The organism is Micromonospora vulcania (assembly GCF_042658605.1).
GTDB classification, from domain to species: domain Bacteria; phylum Actinomycetota; class Actinomycetes; order Mycobacteriales; family Micromonosporaceae; genus Micromonospora; species Micromonospora vulcania.
Genome location: NZ_JBHSQS010000006.1, coordinates 232,844 through 253,715 on the forward strand (window position 1 = coordinate 232,844; position 20,872 = coordinate 253,715).

At 71.0% G+C, this 20,872-nt stretch carries 18 protein-coding genes; 7 read left to right on the forward strand and 11 right to left on the reverse strand.

Annotated features, from left to right (window positions below):
- Positions 1-18: 18 nt before the first annotated feature.
- From ACFQGL_RS12235 to ACFQGL_RS12260, 6 genes are all read right to left on the reverse strand, one after another.
- A complete protein-coding gene (locus ACFQGL_RS12235; RefSeq protein ID WP_377510142.1) occupies positions 19-756 on the reverse strand; it encodes an ABC transporter ATP-binding protein in 738 nt (245 codons plus the stop codon).
- Entirely contained in the window at positions 753-2,567 is a 1,815-nt protein-coding gene (locus ACFQGL_RS12240) for a branched-chain amino acid ABC transporter ATP-binding protein/permease (protein WP_377510145.1), read from the reverse strand. The genes ACFQGL_RS12235 and ACFQGL_RS12240 overlap by 4 nt, the downstream gene beginning before the upstream one ends.
- Positions 2,564-3,433, reverse strand: coding sequence for a branched-chain amino acid ABC transporter permease (locus tag ACFQGL_RS12245; RefSeq protein WP_377510148.1), 870 nt, complete (start codon positions 3,431-3,433; stop codon positions 2,564-2,566). The genes ACFQGL_RS12240 and ACFQGL_RS12245 overlap by 4 nt, the downstream gene beginning before the upstream one ends.
- 64 nt (positions 3,434-3,497) lie before the next feature.
- Complete coding sequence (locus ACFQGL_RS12250; RefSeq protein WP_377510151.1) at positions 3,498-4,652, reverse strand: ABC transporter substrate-binding protein; 1,155 nt, start codon at positions 4,650-4,652, stop codon at positions 3,498-3,500.
- Positions 4,653-4,725: 73 nt separating this feature from the next.
- A complete protein-coding gene (locus ACFQGL_RS12255) occupies positions 4,726-6,504 on the reverse strand; it encodes a thiamine pyrophosphate-binding protein (protein ID WP_377510154.1) in 1,779 nt (592 codons plus the stop codon).
- Positions 6,501-8,279, reverse strand: coding sequence for an aldehyde dehydrogenase family protein (locus ACFQGL_RS12260; protein ID WP_377510157.1), 1,779 nt, complete (start codon positions 8,277-8,279; stop codon positions 6,501-6,503). Before ACFQGL_RS12260 ends, ACFQGL_RS12255 begins: the two co-directional genes overlap by 4 nt.
- On the opposite strand from ACFQGL_RS12260, the gene ACFQGL_RS12265 reads away from it, so the two are divergent.
- From ACFQGL_RS12265 to ACFQGL_RS12280, 4 genes are all read left to right on the forward strand, one after another.
- On the forward strand, positions 8,242-8,946 hold the full coding sequence (locus ACFQGL_RS12265; RefSeq protein ID WP_377510160.1) for an IclR family transcriptional regulator: 705 nt from the start codon (positions 8,242-8,244) through the stop codon (positions 8,944-8,946). The two genes, ACFQGL_RS12260 and ACFQGL_RS12265, sit on opposite strands and share 38 nt — an antisense overlap.
- 50 nt (positions 8,947-8,996) lie before the next feature.
- On the forward strand, positions 8,997-10,187 hold the full coding sequence (locus ACFQGL_RS12270; RefSeq protein ID WP_377510163.1) for a CaiB/BaiF CoA transferase family protein: 1,191 nt from the start codon (positions 8,997-8,999) through the stop codon (positions 10,185-10,187).
- Positions 10,184-10,987, forward strand: a complete 804-nt coding sequence (locus ACFQGL_RS12275; protein WP_377510166.1) for a citryl-CoA lyase — start codon at positions 10,184-10,186, stop codon at positions 10,985-10,987. Before ACFQGL_RS12270 ends, ACFQGL_RS12275 begins: the two co-directional genes overlap by 4 nt.
- A gap of 296 nt (positions 10,988-11,283) precedes the next feature.
- On the forward strand, positions 11,284-12,264 hold the full coding sequence (locus ACFQGL_RS12280; RefSeq protein ID WP_377510169.1) for a ThuA domain-containing protein: 981 nt from the start codon (positions 11,284-11,286) through the stop codon (positions 12,262-12,264).
- 2 nt (positions 12,265-12,266) lie between these two features.
- Here the strand turns inward: ACFQGL_RS12280 and ACFQGL_RS12285 are convergent, their stop codons facing one another.
- On the reverse strand, positions 12,267-14,642 hold the full coding sequence (locus ACFQGL_RS12285; RefSeq protein WP_377510172.1) for an acylase: 2,376 nt from the start codon (positions 14,640-14,642) through the stop codon (positions 12,267-12,269).
- A 186-nt stretch (positions 14,643-14,828) separates the two neighbouring features.
- Here ACFQGL_RS12285 and ACFQGL_RS12290 point away from each other — a divergent pair, with 186 nt between their 5' ends.
- The gene (locus tag ACFQGL_RS12290; protein ID WP_377510175.1) at positions 14,829-14,975 is read left to right on the forward strand and encodes a hypothetical protein; all 147 of its coding nucleotides are present in this window, start codon (positions 14,829-14,831) and stop codon (positions 14,973-14,975) included.
- A gap of 99 nt (positions 14,976-15,074) precedes the next feature.
- Here ACFQGL_RS12290 and ACFQGL_RS12295 read toward each other — a convergent pair whose 3' ends face one another.
- On the reverse strand, positions 15,075-15,623 hold the full coding sequence (locus tag ACFQGL_RS12295; RefSeq protein ID WP_377510178.1) for an RNA polymerase sigma factor: 549 nt from the start codon (positions 15,621-15,623) through the stop codon (positions 15,075-15,077).
- 55 nt (positions 15,624-15,678) lie between these two features.
- Between ACFQGL_RS12295 and ACFQGL_RS12300 the strand changes: the two genes are divergently transcribed.
- The gene (locus ACFQGL_RS12300; RefSeq protein WP_377510181.1) at positions 15,679-17,043 is read left to right on the forward strand and encodes a serine/threonine-protein kinase; all 1,365 of its coding nucleotides are present in this window, start codon (positions 15,679-15,681) and stop codon (positions 17,041-17,043) included.
- Here ACFQGL_RS12300 and ACFQGL_RS12305 read toward each other — a convergent pair.
- A complete protein-coding gene (locus ACFQGL_RS12305) occupies positions 17,040-17,744 on the reverse strand; it encodes a superantigen-like protein SSL4 (RefSeq protein ID WP_377510184.1) in 705 nt (234 codons plus the stop codon). The two genes, ACFQGL_RS12300 and ACFQGL_RS12305, sit on opposite strands and share 4 nt — an antisense overlap.
- A gap of 163 nt (positions 17,745-17,907) precedes the next feature.
- Entirely contained in the window at positions 17,908-18,273 is a 366-nt protein-coding gene (locus ACFQGL_RS12310) for a hypothetical protein (RefSeq protein ID WP_377510187.1), read from the reverse strand.
- 294 nt (positions 18,274-18,567) lie between these two features.
- Between ACFQGL_RS12310 and ACFQGL_RS12315 the strand changes: the two genes are divergently transcribed.
- Positions 18,568-19,710, forward strand: coding sequence for a sulfite oxidase (locus ACFQGL_RS12315; protein ID WP_377510190.1), 1,143 nt, complete (start codon positions 18,568-18,570; stop codon positions 19,708-19,710).
- A 20-nt stretch (positions 19,711-19,730) separates the two neighbouring features.
- On the opposite strand, the gene ACFQGL_RS12320 is transcribed toward ACFQGL_RS12315, so the two are convergent.
- Positions 19,731-20,855: an LLM class flavin-dependent oxidoreductase gene (locus ACFQGL_RS12320; protein WP_377510193.1), complete on the reverse strand. Its 1,125-nt coding sequence runs from the start codon at positions 20,853-20,855 to the stop codon at positions 19,731-19,733.
- Between the last annotated feature and the right edge of the window lie 17 nt (positions 20,856-20,872).

The window sequence follows — 20,872 nt, forward strand, 5'->3', positions numbered from 1 at the left end:
GGCTAGCACCTCTCCTCTTCAGAGGCCGAGATAGATCTTTCGTACCTGGGGGTTCTGGCGGAGGGCCGCGGAGCTGTCCGTCATGGCGACGACGCCGTTCTCCATGACGAGGCACTCGGTGGTCACCTCGAACGTCAACTGCGCGTTCTGTTCCACGAGCAGGATGCTCAGGCCGCGCTCGTTGAGCTTCTTGAGCACGGTGACGATCTCGCTGACCAGCTTCGGTGAGAGGCCCATCGACGGCTCGTCGAGCAGCATCAGCTGCGGTGCCGACATCAGCGCCCGCCCGATGGCGAGCATCTGCTGCTGTCCGCCGGACAGCGCGCCCGCGAGTCGGCCGCGCATCTCGCGCAGCACCGGGAAGAGCTCGTAGACCTCGTCGAGGGTGTCCAGCGTGGCACCCTTCCACCGCCGGGTGTACGCGCCGAGCAGGAGGTTCTTCTCCACCGGAAGGCCGGGGAAGACGTGCCGCCCTTCCGGGACGTAGCCGATGCCGTGGCGGACCATGTTGCGGCCCGGTACGCGGGTGAGGTCCACGTCACCGAAACGGATCGACCGTACGGTGCGCGGGACCAGACCCATCAGCGCCTTGAGCGTGGAGGTCTTGCCCGCACCGTTCGCGCCGATGATGCCGACCGACTGACCAGGTTGGACGGCGAACGACACGTCGTTGGCCGCCGTCACCCCGCCGTACCGCACCGAGAGGCCGTCGACGACGAGTCGACGCCCGGTGCGGACCTCGCCGTCGTCGGTCATCGCTGGGCCTCCGACACCACCGGCGCCGGCATGGCCATCGTCTCGCCGAGGTAGGCCTCGATCACCTCGGGTGAGACGGCGACGTCCTGTGGCGGCCCGTCGGCGATGATCGCGCCGTGGGCGAAGACGGTGACGTGGTCACACAACGACATGACCATCCCCATGTTGTGTTCGATGACGACGACGGTGACGCCGACGTCGCGGATCGAGCGGATGATGTCGCACAGTTGCCGGACCTCGTCGCCGTTGAGGCCGGCCGCTGGCTCGTCGAGCAGCAGTAGCCGTGGTCGGGCCGCCATCGCGCGGGCGATCTCGACCCGGCGTTGGGTGCCGTAGGGCAGGGCCGTTGGCTGGTCGTCCGCGAAGGCCCGCAGGCCGAACCGTTCGAGCAGCGCGTCGGCCTCCCGACGCAGCGCGCGGTCACGCCGCCACACGCCGACCGGAAGCAGAAGGTACCGCCAGGTGCCCCGGGCCCGGGTCGGGTCGAGCGCCACCAGGACGTTGTCCCGTACGGTGAGCGCCGCGAAGAGCCGTAGGTTCTGGAATGTTCGCGCGATCCCGGCGTGGGCCAGGGCGTGTGGCCGAGCCGCGGTGACGTCACGACCGTCGAGGAGGACCCGTCCCGCGGTCGGCCGGTAGAGCCCGCTGATCACGTTGAAGAGCGTGGTCTTGCCGGAGCCGTTCGGACCGACGATTCCCCGGATCTGCCCGGCGGGCACGGCGATGGAGACGTCCGCGACCGCCTTGACGCCCTTGAAGAACATGCTGAGGTTGCGAACTTCGAGCAGGGGCGCCGCGTCGGCGGCCGGCGGCTGCCCGGGCTCGTACGGTTGGAAGGGGCTCAGGACCCCGGCCTGTCGGGCCGGCCCGTCGCGCCAGCCCAACCGCCCCGCCGCGGCGAGCAGACGGCGTGGCAGGCCGGCGAGCCCGGTCGGCGCGAACACGACGGTGAGGACCACGACGGTGCCGTAGGCCACCTGTGCGTAGGTCGGGTAGTCGATCAGCACCTCGCGGACCAGCGCGAGCGCGATCGCGCCGACCACGCAGCCGACCAGGCTCTGCCGCCCTCCGATGATCACCATGGCGAGGAGCAGGAACATGTTGGCGATGCTGAACGTCTCGGGCGCGACGTAGCCGATCAGCCCGGAGTAGAGAACCCCGGCGACGCCGCCGTAGACGCTCGCGAGCAGGAAGGCGGTCATCCGCAGCGCCGGCACCTCGACGCCGACCGCACCGGCGGCGAGGGAGTCGTCACGCATGGCGCGCATCCGCCGGCCCAGCGAGGTGTGCACGATGAAGAGGCCGAAGCCCAGGGTGAGCGCGAAGAGCAGCAGCTCGACGTAGTAGTAGAGGTAGGCGTTGGACAGGTCGAGGCCGGGCAGACCCGGCCGCGGGATGCCGGAGATGCCCTCCGCGCCGCCGGCGAGCTCGGAGTTGGTCACCCAGTTGGTGAAGGCCAACGCGAGCCCCAGCGTCACGATGCCCAGGTAGTGGGACTGCACGCGCAGTGCGGGTGTGCCCACGACGAGGCCGACCGCCGCCGTGGCGAGGATCGCGAGCAGAGCGGCCGTCCAGAATCCCAGGCCGGCACGGACGGTGAGGACGGCCGTGGCGTACGCCCCGACCCCGAAGAACGCGACCTGGGCCAGGTTGATCTGCCCGGCGATGCCCATGGCCAGGCCGAGGCCGACCGCCAGGATCGCGTACAGCAGCATGACGTTGACCACGTGCATCGTGTACGAGTTGAGCTGGTACGGGAGCAGCCACGCGGCCACCGCCAGCACCGCCGGGACGCCGAGCCGGTATCTCATGCCCGGTTCACCGTCCTCTCGCCGAAGATGCCGGTCGGCCTGATCATGATGATCATGGTGAAGATCAGGAATGTGACGAGCTCTGAGTAGCCCTGAAAGTGTCCGGCCGCGAACGAGTCGATCACCCCGATGCTGAGCCCACCGAGGATCGCGCCCGGTACGCTGCCGAAGCCGCCGAGGATCGCCCCGGCGAAGCCCTTGATGCCGAGCGATCCGCCCATCGCCGGGCTCACGTACAACAGCGGACCGACCAGGCCGCCGGCCAGTGTGGCGAGACCGGCCCCGATCATGAACGCCATCGAGTTGCTTCGTCCGACGTGGATGCCGACGGCCGTCGCCGCCTGGTGGTCCATGGCCACCGCCTGCATCGCGGCGCCGCGCTTGGTGCGTTGCAGAAAGAGCACCAGCAGGACCGTCGCGGCGCCCGCGATGGCGAGCACGACCAGGTCGTACGTGCGAATGCGCAGGCCGAAGAGGTCCAGTGGCGCCGCCGGGACGGGCGATGGCACCGCGCGGCCGGTCGCTCCCCAGATGACGATCGCGAGCGCCTCCAGCACGATCCCGAAGCCGATCGTGCCGATCAGCATGAGGTCGAAGTCCTTGTTCTCCAACGGCCGCAGCACCCGCTCGATGATGACGCCGATGAGGCCGGTCACCCCGATCGCCACCACCATGGCCAGCGCGAAGGGGAGCTTCACCGAGAGGTAGAACGTCGAAGCCAGGTAGGCGCCGATCATCACCACACTGCCGTGCGCGAAGTTGACCAGGCCCATGGTGCGATAGACGAGTGAGAAGCCCATCGCGACGAGCGCGTAGATCGCGCCGAGGCTCATCCCGCCGATGAACGTCTGCAGAAAGACTTGCATGCTTCTCCCCTGACCCTCTTGCGACGAACCGGGGCGGCCCCCGTGGGGACCGCCCCCTGGACGGTCAGCCTTCGGCCGGCACCAGCTTGCCGGCGGTGATGGTGCCGATCGAGGTCGCGAAGATCCCGACGCCCGTCTCGTCGTACGCGAAGTCGCCCAGCAGCCCCTTGTGCTTCACGGCACGGATCGCGTCGGCGAGTTCCTTGCCCGTGGCGGCGTTGCTGTTCTTCAGGGCGGTGAGCAGGATCTGCGCCCCGTCGTACGCCTTCGCGCCGTGCATCTCGGCCGGTTCACCGTGCGCCGCCAGGTAGGCGGCGGCGAAGGTACGGGACGCGTCGCTCACCTCGTTGCTGAGGTAGGGCGTGCTCACGATCGTGCCCTCGGTGTTGCTCACCCCGGCGGTGTCGAGGAACACCGGCGTGCCCTGCGGCGCCGCGCCGGCGAACGGAACGGTGATGCCGAGGTCGCGTGCCTGCTTGACGATCAGGCCGGACTGCACCTCCTCCGCCCCGACGAAGATCAGTTCCGGGTTCTTCTGCCGAATGTTCGTCAGGGCCGCGCTGAAGTCCTTCTGGTCGGTGGTGACGACCTGGTCGGCCAGTGGCGTCACGCTGCGGCTGGCCAGCGCCTTGGTGAACGCGTCGTGTTCGCCCTTGCCGTACGAGCCGTTGTTGGTGATGAGGGCGATCTTCTTGATGCCCCGCTTCTCGACGACGTGTTTGGCCAACGTCTCGTCGTAGGTCAGGCTCGTCGGTCCGTTGAGGAACAGGAACGGGCTCTTGACGGCGACCAGGCCCGGCGACTGGCCGGAGGTGATGTTGGGAATCTCCTCCTGCCGGAGAATCGGCGCCATGGCGATCGTCACGGCGCTCTCGGCCGTGCCGAGCATGGCGACGTAACCCTCGCTCGCGATCTTGCGGGCGACGTTGGTGCCGACCGTCGGGTCACCCTGGCTGTCGAAGACGCCGACCTCGATCTGCCGGCCGTCGATGCCGCCCTTCTTGTTCCACTCGTCGATGGCGAGTTTGGCGCCCTTGAGCTCCCAGGCACCGAGCGAGCTCAGCTGGCCGCTCTGCGCGTTGGCGATGGCAATCTTGATGGGGCCGGTGTTTCCGTCCTTGTCGTTGGCCTCGTCTCCGGGGGCGGAGCAGGCGCCGGCAAGGACCACCGCGGTGGCGAGCAGCGAGACGGCGAACGTACGCCGGTAACGTCGGGTCATGAGGGTCACCTCGAGTCGTCGTGGGTGGTGGGTTCGGTGGGGGTTGCACGAACGACGGCGGGCGCGTGCCACTTCAGTCGAAGACACCCCGGTAGATGTCCTTGATGTTCCAGTGACCGGGGGTCGGCACGGGCTCGTTGATCATCGGTACGTCCAGCACGGCCGGGCGCCGGGCCGCGACGGCGGCGCGCAGTGCAGTGCCGAGGTCCTCGGCGGCGGTGACCTGGTAGCCGTCGGCGCCGCAGGCTCGGCCGTAGGCGGCGAAGTCCGGGCTGTACGGCAGGCCGTCCGGTCCGACGAAGTCGCAGCCGTAGCTGCGGCCGAAGTTCGCGGCCTGCAGGTCGGATATCGTGCCGTGGGACCGGTTGTTCATCACCACGAAGATGACCGGGGCGCCCTGCTCAACGGCCATCGGCACCGCCGGCAGCTGTGCGCTCATGCCGCCGTCGCCGATCAGGGCGACGACGGTCCTCTCGGGCTGGGCGATCTGCACGCCGACGGCCGCCGCCGGGCCGAAGCCCATCGTCGAGGCCCCGCCGGGTGTGATGAACCGTCCCTCGTCCGGCAGTTCGTAGCACTGGGCGACGCCGTTCTTGTTCCATCCCACGTCGGTGACGAGGATGGCATCGGCCGGGAGGATCGCCCGCAGGTCGGTCAGGATCCGCTCGGGTCGGAGCGGGAACTGGGTGCTGGCACCGCGTTCCCGGCTCTCGGTGAAGAGGGCTCTGCGGGTCGCGGTGATGCTCTCGCGCAGCCCGGGCCGCCGGCGCGGCGTGGGCTGCCGGTCGTGAACGGCGACGTCGATGGCCCGCACGGCGTCGGTGATGTCGGCGACGGCGCCCACCGTCACCGGGAAGTTGCGGCCGATCTCCGCCGGATCGATGTCGATCTGGATCAGCTGCGCGGGCGGGAACTGCCAGGTGTAGCGGGGGTCCCACGAGCTGGTGTCGGTCTCGGCGAACCGGGTGGCCAGCGCCAGCACGACGTCGGCCTCGCGGGTGTGCCGGTTGGTCATCTCGAGACCCCAGAAGCCCGGCATCCCGAGCAGGAGCGGATGACTGTCGGGCAGCGTCCCCTTGGCCATCAGCGAGTGTGCGACGGGGATGTCGAGGTGCTCGATCAGCGAGCGCAGAGCGTCGAGCCCTGGGCCGCGCCGAAGACCCCCGCCCAGGTAGACCAGCGGTCGCTCGGCGGCCACGAGCAGTTCGGCGACCCGTTCGGCGACCGCGGACGGCAGGCCCGGCCGCTCCGGTGTCACGAGTGGAAACCCGGCTGCGGAGCCCCGGGTGACCGGCCGGGAGAAGTGGTCCATCGGCACGCTGAGCAGCACCGCGCCCGGCCGACCGGTGGTCGCGGTCGCGAAGGCACGCTCGGTGAACCGCGCCAGGTCACCCGCACGGTGCACCTGCCACGCCCGCTTCACGAACGGGCGGTAGATCGCCGCCTGATCCGCGTCCGCATGGAGGTTGACCTCCTGGTGCGGATGGCGGCCGTAGTAGTAGGACGGGATGTCGCCGGCGATGGCCACCAGCGGCACCGAGTCCATCGCGGCGGTGAGCACCCCGGTGACCGCGTTCGTCATACCGGGACCGACGTGCAGCAGCAGGACCCCGGGTTTGCCGGTGGCGCGGGCGTAACCGTCGGCCGCGTGCGCCGCCGCCTGTTCGTGGCGGGCGATGACGAACCGGATGCTGCTGCGTCCGATGGCGTCGAGCAGCGCGATGTTGGTGTGTCCGCAGGTGCCGAAGACGTACTCGACGCCGTACGACTCGAGCTGGGCCACCATGGCCTCGGCCGCGGGAATCGTGTCGTCGCTGGGCGCGGCGGCGTCCACGAGTTGGTCGAGAGTCATCGCGTGCCTTCCTGGTCGCCGAACAGGGACATGCCACGCAGCAGCAACGTCTTCACAACCGTGTAGTCGTCGATCATCCAGCGCGGCGATTCGCGCCCGAACCCGGAGTCCTTGACCCCGCCGAAGGGCACGTGGTCGAGCCGGAAGTTCGATGAGCCGTTGACGACGAGGCCACCGACCTCAAGGTCACGCCACGCACTCACGATCCGCCGGACGTCGTTGGTGAACAGTCCCGCCTGCAGGCCGTAACGGCTGTCGTTGCAGGCGGCGACCACCTCGTCGAAGCTGTCGTACGGCACCACGCTGACCACCGCGCCGAACACCTCGTCGCGGATCAGCCGAGCGTCGGCGGGCGGCGCTGCCACCACGGTCGGCACGACGGTGGCGCCGTCGCGACGACCGCCGGTCGTGACACTCGCACCGGCGGCCTTCGCCTCGGCGGCCCATCGGACCACCCGCTCGGCCGCTTCGTCGTCGACCATCGAACCGACGTCCGTGCCCGGATCGAGCGGATCCCCGACCGACAACTTCTCCACCTCGCCGGTGAAGGCTGCCAGGAACTCGTCGTAGCACCCGCGCTGGACGTAGACGCGTTGGACCGAAATGCAGCTCTGCCCCGAGTTGCTGTATCCGGTGGCGGCGCAGATCCGGGCGGCCGCCCCGATGTCCGCGTCCGCGCAGACGATCGTGGCGGCGTTGCCGCCGAGTTCCATGACGAGCCGCTTCGCTCCGGCGGCGCGGGCGACGGCAGCACCGGTGGCAACGCTGCCGGTGAAGCTGATGACGCCGACCTCCGGTGCCGCGCACAGGGTGGCCCCGAGCGGGCCCGCGCCGTGCAGCACCTGGACCGCCTCCGGGGGCATTCCGGCGTCGAGCAGGAGCGAAACGATCGCCGCGGACACCGCCGGTGCCTGCGGCGGCGGTTTGACGATCGTCGTGTTTCCCGCGGCGAAGGCCGCCGCGAGCTTGTGTGCCAGCAGGTTGGCCGGTGCGTTGAAGGGCGTGATCGCCAGCGCCACGCCGACCGGCGCGCGATGGGTGAACGCGGTGTTCCCCACACCCCGGGCCCAGCCGGCGACCGGCAGGACCTCGCCACCGACGCGCCGGGCCTCGGCGGCGGCGACGGCGAAGGTGTCCGCGACCCGGTCAATCTCGCCGCGACCGTCCTTGACCGGCTTGCCGAGTTCCAACGCGAGCAGCCGCGCCAGAGCGTCCCGCTGTTCCGTCGCCGCGACGGCCGCACGCTCCAGCACCGCGGCACGGGCCGCCGGCGACAGGCGGGCGACCGCTTTCGCGCCGCGCTGCGCGTAGTCCAAAGCGGTCCTGGCGTCGTGCTCGTCGGCCTGCCGCGCAGTGCTGACGGTCTCGCGCACCCAGGGCCCGACCCGCCCGAATCGCGGCCCCGTGGTGACCCACTCGCCGGCGATCAGGCATCCGACCTCGACGACCTCGGTCGATGCGGTGCGGATGGGCTTGTCGAGCATCGCCGCTCCTTTGAGTGGACCGCTTAGTGGTACTCCTGGACCGTTCTGCGGACTAGGTGTAACGTACGGGCGGCGAGGTCCCCTGGCAATAGTTGGTTCCAAAACCGTTACGGGGACATGAAGCCGTATCGAAGGACGCGAGAGAGAGACCATGGCATCCATGGCCGAACGAAACTCATCGACACAAGGGCTGACGCCCGCCGACACCCCCGACGCGGGCGGCGTCCGCAGCGTCCAACGCGCGATGGAAATCATGTCCCTGCTGACCGAGAACAGGCCGTCGGTGACCATCCGGGAGATCGTGGACAGCACGGGCCTCGCGAAGACGACGGTCATCCGCCTGGTGCAGACGTTGGAGCAGAACGGCTTGCTGTGGGCGACGAGCCACGGCTACACCGCGGGTCCCGGCCTGTGGCGATGGGCCCACCTCGCCAACCGCAGCTGGGAGGTCCCGCCCGAGACCCGCCAACTGATGCGCGACCTCGCGGCGACCCACCGCGAGACGGTGAACCTGTACGTGACCCGGGACATCAGCCGTGTCTGCGTCGCCCAGGAGGAGAGCCCGCAGGCCCTCCGACACGTGGTCCGGGTCGGCGACGAGCTGCCCATGTGGGCGGGCGCGTCCTCCAAGGTCCTGCTCCGCGACGCGGCACCCGCCCTGCTCGCGCGCGTCGCGGCGTCGTCCCCGTGGGGCCAGTCGCACGTCGGAACACTGCGCACCTGGATCAGCGAGGCCGCGGTCGCCGGCTTCGCGACCAGCGCCGGTGAACGCGAACCCGGCCTGTCCGCCGTTGCCGTGCCGGTGACCGGCAGATCCGGACCGGTCGTGGCAGCCCTGTGCCTGAGCGGACCGACGACGCGGTTCACCCCGGAGCGCGTCGCCGACTTCGTCGAGTCGCTCACCGTCGCCGCGACCCGAATGTCCGAGGCAGGCTTCGACCACCCACTCGCCCGGTAGGCCAACGTCACATCGGCGCAGCCGCCACCACCCACCCGAGGGGCAGACGCATGGACAACCGACCGCTGGGCGGCGTACGCGTCCTGGACCTGACCAACGTCCTGGCCGGACCCTACTGCAGCTACCAGCTCATGCTGCTCGGGGCCGAAGTGGTGAAGATCGAGAAGCCCGGTCACGGCGATCTGGCCCGCCGGCTCGGCCCGGAGGCCGCGCTCAACGAGGAAGGGATCGGCACCTCCTTTCTCGCGCAGAACGCCGGCAAGAAGTCGATCGAGCTCGACCTCAAGAACGCTGACGATCGCGCGTCGTTCGAGGAACTCCTGCGCGGAGCGGACGTGCTGCTGGAGAACTTCCGGGCCGGGGTCCTGCAACGGCTCGGGTACGACTGGGACACGCTCCGCCAGGTGAACCCGCGCCTGGTCTACTGCGCCATCTCCGGCTTCGGGCAGGGTGGCCCGATGAGCCAGGCACCCGCGTACGACCAGATCATCCAGGGCCTCGCCGGGATGATGAGCATCACCGGCACGCCGGAGACGGCACCGCTGCGGGTCGGCTTCCCGGTGTCCGACTCGATCGGCGGTCTGGTGGCCGCGATGGCCATCTGCGCGGCGCTCACCGGCCGCGCGCGTACCGGGGAGGGCGCGTTTCTCGACGTGTCCATGTTGGAGGCGTCGCTGTCGGCGATGGGGTGGGCGACCTCGAACTATCTGGTCAGTGGTGTCCCGCCGAAGCCGATGGGTGACCAGAACGCGACCGCCGCCCCCTCGGGCACCTTCGACACCGCCGACGGCCCCCTCAACATCGCGGCGAACCGCCAGCAGCAGTTCGAGGTGCTGTGCCGGCTCGTCGAGCGCGACGATCTCGTGACCGACGAGCGTTTCGCGGACCGCGAGGCCCGCAAGGCCAACCGTGCCGCCCTGAACCAGGAGATCAACACGGCGCTGCGGCATCGGCCCGCCATCGAGTGGGAGCGGATGCTCTCCGCGGCCGGCGTTCCGGCGGCGCGCATCCTGACCGTCCCGCAGGCGGTCCAGCTGGAGCAGCTTGAGGTCCGCGGCTTCTTCACCGACCTGGCATTTCCCGGCCACGCCGATCGCACGCTGCGGGTCAGCGGCAACGGCGTACTCGTCAACGGCGATCCACTCCGACCAGTCACTTCCCCACCGCTGTTGGGCGAGCACAACGACGAGTTCGCCCTGGACGCTGGCATCGGCGCCGTCAACGAGGTCGCGACGTCATGAGCGACGGGCCGACCGTACGGGACGTGTCGGACTGGTGGTCCACCGCGGTGTCCCGCATCGAACCGGACGTGATCGAGCTGCGCGGGCGACCGATCCAGGAGCTCATCGGGCAGACCAGTTTCGTCGGCGTGATCTGGTTGCTGCTGCGGGGGCAGCCGCCGACGCCCGGCCAGGAGCGGTTGCTCGAAGCCGCTCTGGTCTCCGGGGCGGACCACGGCCCGCACGCGCCGTCGATCGCGGTGGCCCGCATCGCGGCCACCTGCGGTGTCGGGCTCAACAACGCCGTCGCCACCGGGGTCAACCTCCTGGGCGACGTGCACGGCGGCGCCGGCGAACAATGCATGGAGATGCTCGCCGAGGTCACAAGCCGCGCCAGAGCCGGCAGCGCCCTCGGTCACGCGGCGACCTCGGTCGTCGAGGACTGGAGGGCCCGCTCGAAGTACCTGCCCGGCTTCGGGCACCGCTTCCACAGCGTGGATCCGCGCCGCGAGCCGCTGATGAACCTGGTCGAGGCCGCGGTCGCCGAGGGCGTGGTCGATGGGGCGTACCTCCGGGCCGCGAAGGCGGTCGAGCACGTCCTGACCGAGGGACGCCGAAAGCCCGTACCAATCAATGTGGACGGATGCACGGCGGTCGTCTACGGCGAGCTGGGCTTTGCGCCGCCGCTGGCTCGCGGCCTGTTCGTGCTGAGCCGCAGCGTCGGAATCCTCGCGCACGCGTGGGAGGAGACGGGTCAGGGCCGGCGCAACAAGGGCCCGATGCCGCCAACCATTCTGCCCACCTACCTCGGGCCCGTCTGAGGCCGCCCCGCACGAGGAATCTCCACAGCCCCCGGCTCTCTGCCGGGGGCCGTCAACTCATCCGCGAAGCCGCCGACCTGGCTGCAAAAGCCCTTGCCAGGCACGGTTTGCGCCTTGCTGACCAATCAACGCCTCGCTATATTGGCGGTACCTCTACGCGGTCCGCGAGGTCCACCTGCCGGACCTGAGCGCACTGGGGCTCGTCCAGCGCTCACCCACCCACCGGTCCCCTGCTCCCCGGCCGGTGATGCGCCCGCCGTTCCCGGCCACCGCCAACACATCGACAAGGAGCAGTCATGCCCCTACGGCGCAACTCACTGATCAGCGCAGCCCTCGGCGCTGCCCTCACCGCAGCCGTCCTGCTGCTGGGCACGTCCATCCCGAGCGCGGCGGACAAGGCCGCCACCAAGCCGAAGGACGGTGGCGCCGAGAACCTCGGCCGACCCGACTACGGCGTCTGTCGCGGCACCGACCCGGACTGCTACCACGACTGGGGCAACTTCGACCCGGCCACCGACGGCTACCGGGTCCTCGTCTACAGCCGCACAGCAGGCCCACGGCACGCGCACCTCGGGCCCGTCCTGCCGTCGGGACTCAACCCGCCGCTGAGCCCCGCGCACGCCGCGCAGAGCGCCATCGTCAAACTGGGCGCCGAGCACGACTTCGCCGTCGACTGGACCGAGGACGTCACCCAGCTCTCCTCACCATCTCGGCTGTTCCGCTACAACGCGGTCATCTTCCTGAGCACCACCCGGGACACCCTCGACGACGCGGCCCAGACCTCGCTACGCCAGTACATCCGCGGCGGCGGCGGCTTCGTCGGCATCCACAACGCCTTCGGTACGGAGTACAACTGGGACTGGTACGAGGGTCTGCTCGGTGGCACCAACTACTACGACCACGGCCGCAACCAGCCCGGCACGGTCACGACCACCAGCCGTCGGGACGCCTCAACCGCCGGGCTTCCAAGCCGCTGGGACTTCGCCGACGAGTGGTACAACCTGGTGCCGTTCCCCAGCGACGTGCGATTCCTGGCCAAGGTCGACGAATCCACCCTGCCGGAGGGCGCGGTCGGCGGCAGCGGGCACCCCGGGCACGGCCGCAACCACCCGGTCTCGTGGTGCCAGTACTACGACGGCGGGCGATCCTGGGTCACCACCCTGGGGCACGCCGTCGAGGCCTGGACGGACACGCCGATGACCGGCGACCAGTATTTCCTGGAGCACACCCTCGGAGGTATCGAGTCCGCCATGGGACGCAGCCCGTTCTGCCGATGACCTCAGTGGTGGCGGCCCTCCCCCACCCGGTAGGTACGCAGGTTCCGGTCCGCCCTGAGCTGGGCCTCGGTGTACTTGATCGTGTCCCAGCCCTTGCCGGAGTAGAGCGCGGTCTGGTCGGCGTACCAGGGCGAGTTCGGGTTGGTCGACTGGGAGTAGGTGAGGATCTGCCGGCCGGACGGCCCGTGCGGGCCCAACTCGACGGCCATCACGAACGATGACCCGTGCACCACCTTCGGGTAGCCCACACCGGGTACCCGGTTGTTGATGATCATGTTGAAGATGCCGGCCTCGGCACGTCCGCCGTGGATCGGGATCCGCCGCTCGCCGCGCGGCTCGGTCTGGACGTCGCCGAGCCGGGCGTCGAGCGGAATGCCGGCGAGGCGCTGCACGGCGTCGGCGAGGGCGGTGCGCACGCCCGGGTTGGCGGTGTCCAGCCGGCCCGGGGTGTGCACCGGGTCGGTGACGTCGAAGGTGTCGGCGAAGCGCAGCCCGTTGGCCAGGACGAACTCGGAGAACAGGTGCGCGCCGTGACTGTCCAGGTCGACGTGCAGGTCCCAGCGGGCCAGTGCCGCGCAGGCGGCGCGCAGGTCGACGGTCGTGCCGTCCGAGGCGGTGCCGGTGGGCTGGGCGGTGCAGATCGCGACCAGGTCGTCGCGGACCAGTTCACCGCCGTACACCCGGTTGCCGAAGACGGTCTGCCACAGCCGGTCCGCGGTGAACCCACGGCCGGGCAGCCCGTCGGTGCCGGCGAGACGCCGCTGTACCTGGTCGAGACCGAGACGGGTACGCAGACTGCGCGGGGTTCGTTCGTCGCCGATGATCCGCGCGAAACCCTCAAGGGGCGCCTGCGGGTTGGCCAGCCAGTAGCTGTCGTTGGAGTTGGTGACGTAGTCTGCCCGGAAGCGGATCGGCAGGTTCGCCGGCCCGAGGATGCCGGGCACGGCGGCGTCCGCGTCCTTGCCGAGCGCGCAGGCCGACCGGGAGCCGTCCAGGACGGCCTGGCCGCTGCTGGCGTAGAGCGGCTGGAACGGCGCCGGGATGCAGGCGGCCGAGAGGGCCGGGGTCACCCGGGGCACCACCGAGTGGTCCGCGTAGAGCGCCTCACCACGGGCGTCGGCGGCGATCACGTTGACCCAGGGCAGGAACTGGTAGCGGTCGAGCACCCGCTTCAGGTCGCGGACCGTGTCGGCACGGCCCATCTGCAGCCAGCCGTCGAAGGCCCGCAGGTTGGTGGCGTTGACGTCGGTGATCGCGTACGCGGTGCTGGCGGTCCAGTCGAAGGAGCCGGGCACCACCACGACCGGCCCGAAGTGGGTGTCGTGGAAGGTACGGCTGACCGGCACCGTCCCGCCGTTCGGGCCGGGCACCTGGACCGTGACCGTACGGGTGGTCATCTTCCGTGGCTGACCGTCGACGAGGTAGGACGTGGGGTCGCCGGGGGCCAGCGCGAGGCGGTGCCAGACGAACCGACGGGCGGTGGAGACGGTGTGGCTCCACGCGAGGGTGCGGTTGTGCCCGATCTCGACGATCGGGTCGCCGATCAGCCCGGCGCCCTCGACGTCGTAGCGGCCGGGCACCTTGAGGTGCATCCGGTAGAAGCGCTCCGCGCCGTCCCACGGGAAGTGCGGGTTGGCCAGCACCATGCCGCCGGAGTTGGCGGTCGCCGCCTCGCCCAGCCCGTACGCGTTGCTGCCCACCCCGGCGGGGGCGCCGTCCCGGGCGGCGAGCACGGCCGCGGCACCCGGCGCGTCCTGGACGGCTGCCGGGCCGGTGGCGGTGGGCGGAGCGGCCGCGACGATCCCGTCGAGCACCGCCCGCGAGCTGGCCCGAACCATGCTGGCCCAGGTGGTACGCCAGATGTCCAGCTCGGTCAGTGGCCGCACCCACGGCTTGGCCCGGCACGCCGGGTCGGTGAGTCTCGCCGCGCCGGTGCGGCGCAGGTAGGAGTTGTAGCCCGCGACGAAGCCGCGGATCTGGTCCCGGACGTCGTCGGACGGCGAGTGCATGCCGTCGCGGCGACCGACGAGCAGCCGTTCCACCGTCCGATCGTCGATGGCCTTGCGGAAGAACAGGTCGCTACGGACGTTCGCGTCGGTCGGGCCGGTGGCGCCGAAGAAGCGGGATCGCTCGGCGTTGGCCGTCACCACCTTCTCGGCGATGACGCAGAGGTTGTCCTCCGCCTGCGCGTATCCGGTGCCGAAGCCGAGGTTGGCGAAGCTCGTGGCGATGATGTGCGGGACGCCGTAGGAGGCGCGGCGGATCTCGGCCGAGAAGCCGCGATCGCGCTGGTGCGCACTGGCTGGCACCGCGTTCAGACCAGCCAGGACCAGGCCCAGTGCGGTCACCGCCGCACCGAGGCGTGCTGATGCTCTCACCGCGTCCTCCCCCCGTCGCACCCCGGACGCCGTCGCCCGAGGGGCATTCACGTTGATCGCCATTGTGGCCGCTGCCGAACCGCCCCGTACACCCCTTGCGCTCCGCTGTGCGACCGACGTGTTTCGGCCGGGCCCCTTTGCGGGCATACCAGCGACCGCCACGATCCCTCAGCTCAGGAGAACCTCATGTCGTTCCAGGCGTTCCTCTACATCGTTGCCGTCATCCTGATCGTGCTTGCCGCCCTGCCCATCGGCACCCGTGGAATCTCGCTGGCACTGCTGGGGGCGGCCTGCGCCCTGCTCGCCTATTCCTGGCCGGTGATCACGGGCTGACGCCGAGCACCACATGGCACGGCACCAGGAACGCGGGTGGCCGCCGGTACGCACCGGCCGCCACCCGCGTCGGGTCTCCCGAAGGGGAGCGTGCACCGGTCAGTTGCCCCGCAGCGACTCACGGACGTGCCGACGGGCGTGATGGATCCGGGATTTCAGGGTGCCGACCGGGATGCCCAACTGCCCGGCGATCTCCTGGTAGTCCAGCTGGCACAGGTCACGCAGCACCAGCGCGGTCACCAACTCCGGCCGGTGGGCCTCCAGTTTGTCCAACGCGTCGAGCAGGTCCAGGCGCGACCCGGCGATGACACTGGTCGTCCGAGGATCCGGGATCTCGACCGGCAACACCGCGCTCGCCTGCTCGGCGGCCCGCCGCCGCAGCGACCGGTAGGTCTGCCGGGCACAGTTGGCGACCACCGTGTGCAGCCAGGTCGAGAACAACGACCGGCCCTCGAACCTCTCGATGTGCCGGGCCACCTGCACCAGGGCGTCCTGTGCCGCCTCCTCCGCGTCCTGCCGGCAGGGCAGGAACCGTCCACACTGCTCCAGCACCCGTGGACGGATCGCCGACAGCAGCCGGTCGAGTGCCGCGCTGTCGCCGGCCGCCGCCCGTCGCGCGAGCTCCTCGGTGTCCGACCGGTCCGTCACCAGCGCTCCCCGCTCGTGTGCGTCACCGGCCTTCCGGCCGTCGGATAATGCGGTCGTGTCCATACCGCCACAGGTCGGCCGGTACCGCGTCGCCCACGCCGTCGGCTCCGGCGCGTTCGCCACCGTGTGGCTAGCGTACGACGACGAGCTGCACTCGCCGGTCGCCGTCAAGGTGCTCGCCGACAACTGGTCGCAGCGGGCCGACATCCGGGCGCGCTTCCGCCAAGAGGCCCGATTCATGCGCCAGGTCGACTCCGACCATCTGGTCCGGGTGCTGGACATCGGTGAGCTGCCCGACGGCAGGCCGTACCTGGTGATGACGTACGCCGGTGGCGGCACGCTCGCCGATCGGCTGACCGAGGGCCCGCTGCCGGTACGCGACGCGCTGCGCATCGCGGCCGACATCGCCCGGGCCGTGGCCGTCCTGCACGACAACGGGGTGCTGCACCGCGACCTCAAGCCCTCCAACGTCCTGTTCGACACCACCCCGGCCGGCGACCGGGTGCTCGTCGCCGACCTGGGACTGGCCAAGACCCTCGCGCACGCCTCCGGCTTCACACTGGTGGCCGGCACACCCGGTTACATGGCGCCCGAGCAGCTCGTACCGGGCGGCAGGCTGGACGAGCGCGCCGACGTCTACGCGATCGGCGCGCTGACCCACCACATGCTGACCGGGCTGCCGCCGGGGCAGGTGGCGGTGCCGACGCCGCGCACCCCCGCCGCCGTCGAGCGTGTCGTACGCCGGGCCCTGCGCCGCGAGCCAGGCCGGCGCTGGCCGTCCGCGATCGCGTACGCCACCGCGTTGGAGGACCTGCTCGCCACCCAGCGCCCGGGCCGTCCGTCGTGGCAGCGCACCCGCCGCTCGGTCGCCGCCATCGGCACCGTCGCCGCGGCGCTGGTCGTGGCCGGTTCGGCCCCCGTCTCCCCCGTTCCGTACGGCTGGACGCGGGTGGCCGACTCGACCGGGACCATCTCGGTCGCCGTACCCGACGACTGGGCCCGACAGCTGCGGGTCGGCGGCTGGAACCCGGCCGCGGTCGGCCTCCCCGACGGACGCGACCCCGGCCTGCTCGTCGGTCCGGACCTCGCCGCCTGGCCGGACGTGGCCAGCGCGGCGCCGGGCGTCTTCGCCGGGGTGAGCCGGTCCCTCGGCGGCGCGGCCGGCGAGCCCGCGCTGCCCGCCCACGACCGCTGCACCCGCGAGGCCGACCGCGCGATCACCGTCGGCACCCTGCGCGGGCGCGTCGGGCGTTGGACGCGCTGCGACGGCGCCACCACGTCCTTCAGCGAGGTCACCCTGGTCGCGCCCGGCGGCTCCTTCGGCGTGTACGTGCAGATCAAGCAGACCGGCGGGGCCGACCACGCCGACCGGATCCTCGACACCCTCCAGGTGGACGGCTCGACGGCCGGGCAAGGTTAGAACCTCTCCCAGTTGCCGCCATAATCGACCTGACGCCACCGGCGGGTCTCGGTACGGCCATCGAGCCGGCGGACGATCGCCTCCACGTGACCGCTCAGGACCCGGTACGACAGGAACGTCATGGCCCGGTCACCGGACGCGCTGGACGGGTCCCCCTTGATGACCGGCCACGCGGAACGGGTCCGGCCGTCGTCCGCGAGCTGGACCGGAACGAGGGCCTGCTGCCGTGCCGCGTCGGTGTTGCCCAACTCGACCAGGACGAGGGCGTCCTCGGTCGACGGGGCGTTCGCCGGCTCCTCGACCAAGAACTCGGCGTACACCGGTCGTGCGCCTCCCGGGAGGATCCGGCACGGCACGTCAAAGCCGTTCGACCCGTTGCGGAACGTCACCGAACCGTCGGACTCGCCACAGAAACCCAGACTTCGGATGGTCACGTCGCGCCAGTCGGTCCGCCGGATCTCGCTCAGCGTGCGGGTCGGCGCGGTCGTCGGAGCGCCCGGCCGGGAGCTGGCGGTATTGGAGGCGCTCGGTCCGGAGCTGGGAGTCACGGCGGCGCTCGGCGTCGAGGTAGCCGTCGGAGTCGCACTGGGAGCGGACGAGCCGGCGGGAGCCGCCTCGCCGTTGGAACGGTCGATCGGTGTCGTGCAGCCGGCGACGAACGTGAGGCCGAGCGTCACACCGGTGAGCAGTCTGCCGCGCATGAACGGTCCTTTCTCTGCGGATCGGTCACAGAGTTCGATGCCCCGTTACGGGCAGCGGTTCACGCGCGGGCGATGGCGATTTTTGGACGGGGACAGCCGCACCTGCGCCGAAGTCAGGTGCGGCTGTCCCCCGGGCCGCCCGGGAGCGGCCCGCCCCCGCTCGTCAGGTACGGGACGTGGCCCAGTCCCCGCAGGTGACCTGGTTGAAGACGCCGTACCGGGTGCAGACGCGGATGCTGATGTTGCGCTTCTCCGCCACGTCCTCGTTGCACGAGAGCCGGCCGCCGATGTTGTCGCCGCAGATGCCGGTCCGGCCGTAGCTGGTGAACCACTCGGCGTAGGACGCGTAGTAGCCGGGGTAGGGGTCGTAGGTGTAGTGGGTGAGGGTGATGTAGTCCCCGGCGCTCTCGAAGAGGGCCGATCCGTACCCGTTGTACGAGTAGGCGTCGGCACTCGCCGGCGCCGCCGTACCCAGCACGGCCGCGGCGGCCACCGCGCCCGCGAGGGCCACCGTTCTGAGCAACTTCATCGTTCTCTCCCTGCCGTCGGCTGTGTGCTGGAGCGCCCGGCTCCTGCCCCCAGCCTGGCGAGCCCTCCCAGCTGCGGGAACCACCTCGAACAGTCCCGAACAACCCCGAACGGATGTCGCGGTCGACGGTGGCCGAACGTCGGCTGGCCGGCCGGCAACTCCTACTGCTTCAATAGGAATCCAGCCGTCGAGTCGGAGGGGGCCGGCGTGACACCTTCGCTCCCGCAACACGAGGCCGAGCATGACGCTCGCCGCGCACGGCAGTGGTTGACCGGGCACGCCCGAGGTGAGGGTATGCACCGCCGACAGTTGATCGAGCTTGGCGCCGCGATGGGCGCGCTCGCCGAGGCGACCATCGTCAAGCCGCTCGTGCCGAGCCTGCTCACCGCCCGCGACGGCAACGCCGAGATGCGCTGGGAGGCGATGGCCGGGCAGGGGTACGTGGTGCCGACCGACCGGTTCTTCGTCCGCAACCACACCCACACCCCGCTGGTGGACGTCGACACCTGGCGGCTGCGTCTGTTCGGCACCGGCCTGCGGGGCACGCCGACGCGGGACGACCCGGTCGAGTTCGACTATGCCGACCTGCGGGCGATGCCCGCCGTGCAGACCTCGGCCCTGCTGGAGTGCGCGGGCAACGGCCGGCGCTTCTTCGCGTCCCAGCAGGCCCACCCGACGCCCGGCGTGCCGTGGGGCCTCGGCGCGGTGGGGGTGGCGCGGTGGCGGGGCGTACGACTGTCGACCGTGCTGCGCCACGCCGGTCTGACCGACGCCGCCGTCGACGTGCAGCCCGAGGGCCTGGACCCGGAGTACGTGACCGGCGGGGTCAACCTCGGCCGGGTACGCCGTTCCCTGCCGATCGGCAAGGCCCTGGACGACGTGCTGCTGGCGTACGAGATGAACGGGAAGGCCCTGCCGGCCGACCACGGCTTCCCGGTGCGGTTGGTGGTGCCGGGCTGGATCGGCATCTCCTCGATCAAGTGGGTCGGCCCGATCGAGGTCTCCGCCACTGCCCTGTTCTCCCCGTGGAACACCCGCTTCTACCGGATGTTCGGTCCCGGCCACGCCGCCGACGGCCGACTCGTGACGACGTCGGTGGTCAAGAGCGCCTTCGAGCTGCCCTGGGACGCTCGCGTTCCGGCCGGTGTGGACGTGCTGCTGCACGGCCGGTCCTGGTCCGGCAACGGCCCCATCCGCGCGGTCGAGGTCAGCACCGACGACGGCGCGAGCTGGCAGGCGGCCGACCTCGACCCCGACGACGCCGGCGGGGCCTGGCAGCGGTGGACGGCCGTCTGGCACCCGCCGGGGCCGGGCCGGTGGACCCTGCGCGCCCGAGCCACCGACGTCACCGGCGCCGGCCAGCCCGACGAGGCAGGTCCGAACGAACTCGGCTACCTGTTCGACGGCATCGTCCGGCATCCGGTGACGGTCGCCTGACCGGCACCTGACCTCGCGGCTCAGTCACGCCACTCCTTGGCGAGCAGCTCGTATGAGCTGACCCGGTCGGCGTGTGCGTGGGTGATCGTGGTGACGAGCAGTTCGTCGGCGGCGGTGACGTCGCGCAGGGTACGCAGCCGCTCGGCGACCGTCCCGGGCGATCCGACGAACTGGGTGTCCACCCGGTCGGCCACGAGCTGCCGGTCGTCGTCGGTCCACGGCAGCGCGGCGGCCTGCTCCGGGCTCGGGAACGGGATCGCGCCGTCGCCGCTGCGGATGCTGCGTACCCAGGGCCCGTAGGGTGCGGCCAGCCGGCGTGCCGTCTCGTCGGTCTCGGCCACGACCACGTCGGCGGAGACCACCACGTACGGCTCCGCCAGCGCGGCCGACGGCTGGAACGCGGCCCGGTAGGCGGCGACCGCGTCGAGCACCGAGGAGGGGCTGACGTGGTAGTTGGCGGCGAACGGCAGGCCCAGGGCGCCGGCGAGCTGGGCGCTCTCCCCGCCGCTGCTGCCCAGCAGCCACACCTCCAGGTCGGTGCCCTCCCCCGGCACGGCGTGCGCGTCCAGGCCGTCGGCGTCCCGGTAGTCGCCGCGCAGCAGGGCCAGGACGTCGGCCACCTGCTCGGCGAAGGGCGGCGGCTGCGCGCCAGGTTGGTGCAGCAACGCGCTGCTCAGGGCGAAGCGCGGCGAGGCGAGCACCTTGGCGTACGAGAACGGCGGCGGGATCAGCAGGCCGTCGACCACCCGGGACTCGACCGGCGGCGGCGTGGGCGCGACGATCTCCTGGGCCGCTTCGACCCGCCGCTGCCCCGAGCGACCGAGCCCGAGGTCGATCCGACCCGGGTGCAGTGCGCCGAGGGTACCGAAGTCCTCGACCACCGACAGGGCCGTACGGTGGCCGACCTGGACCGCGCCGGAGCCGACCCGGATCGCGCTGGTCGCCGCGGCGACCTGCCCGATGAGCACGGCCGGTGCCGAGCTGGCGACGCCGGCGGCGAGGTGGTGTTCGGCCAACCAGTAACGGTGGTAGCCGGACTGTTCCACCCGGCGGGCCAGGTCGACGGTGTTCCGCAGGGCGTCGGCGACGGTACCGCCGGCGGGTACCGGCGAGAGATCGAGAACGGACAGAGGGGTCGGTGACATCGTGTTCCCCGTTTCTG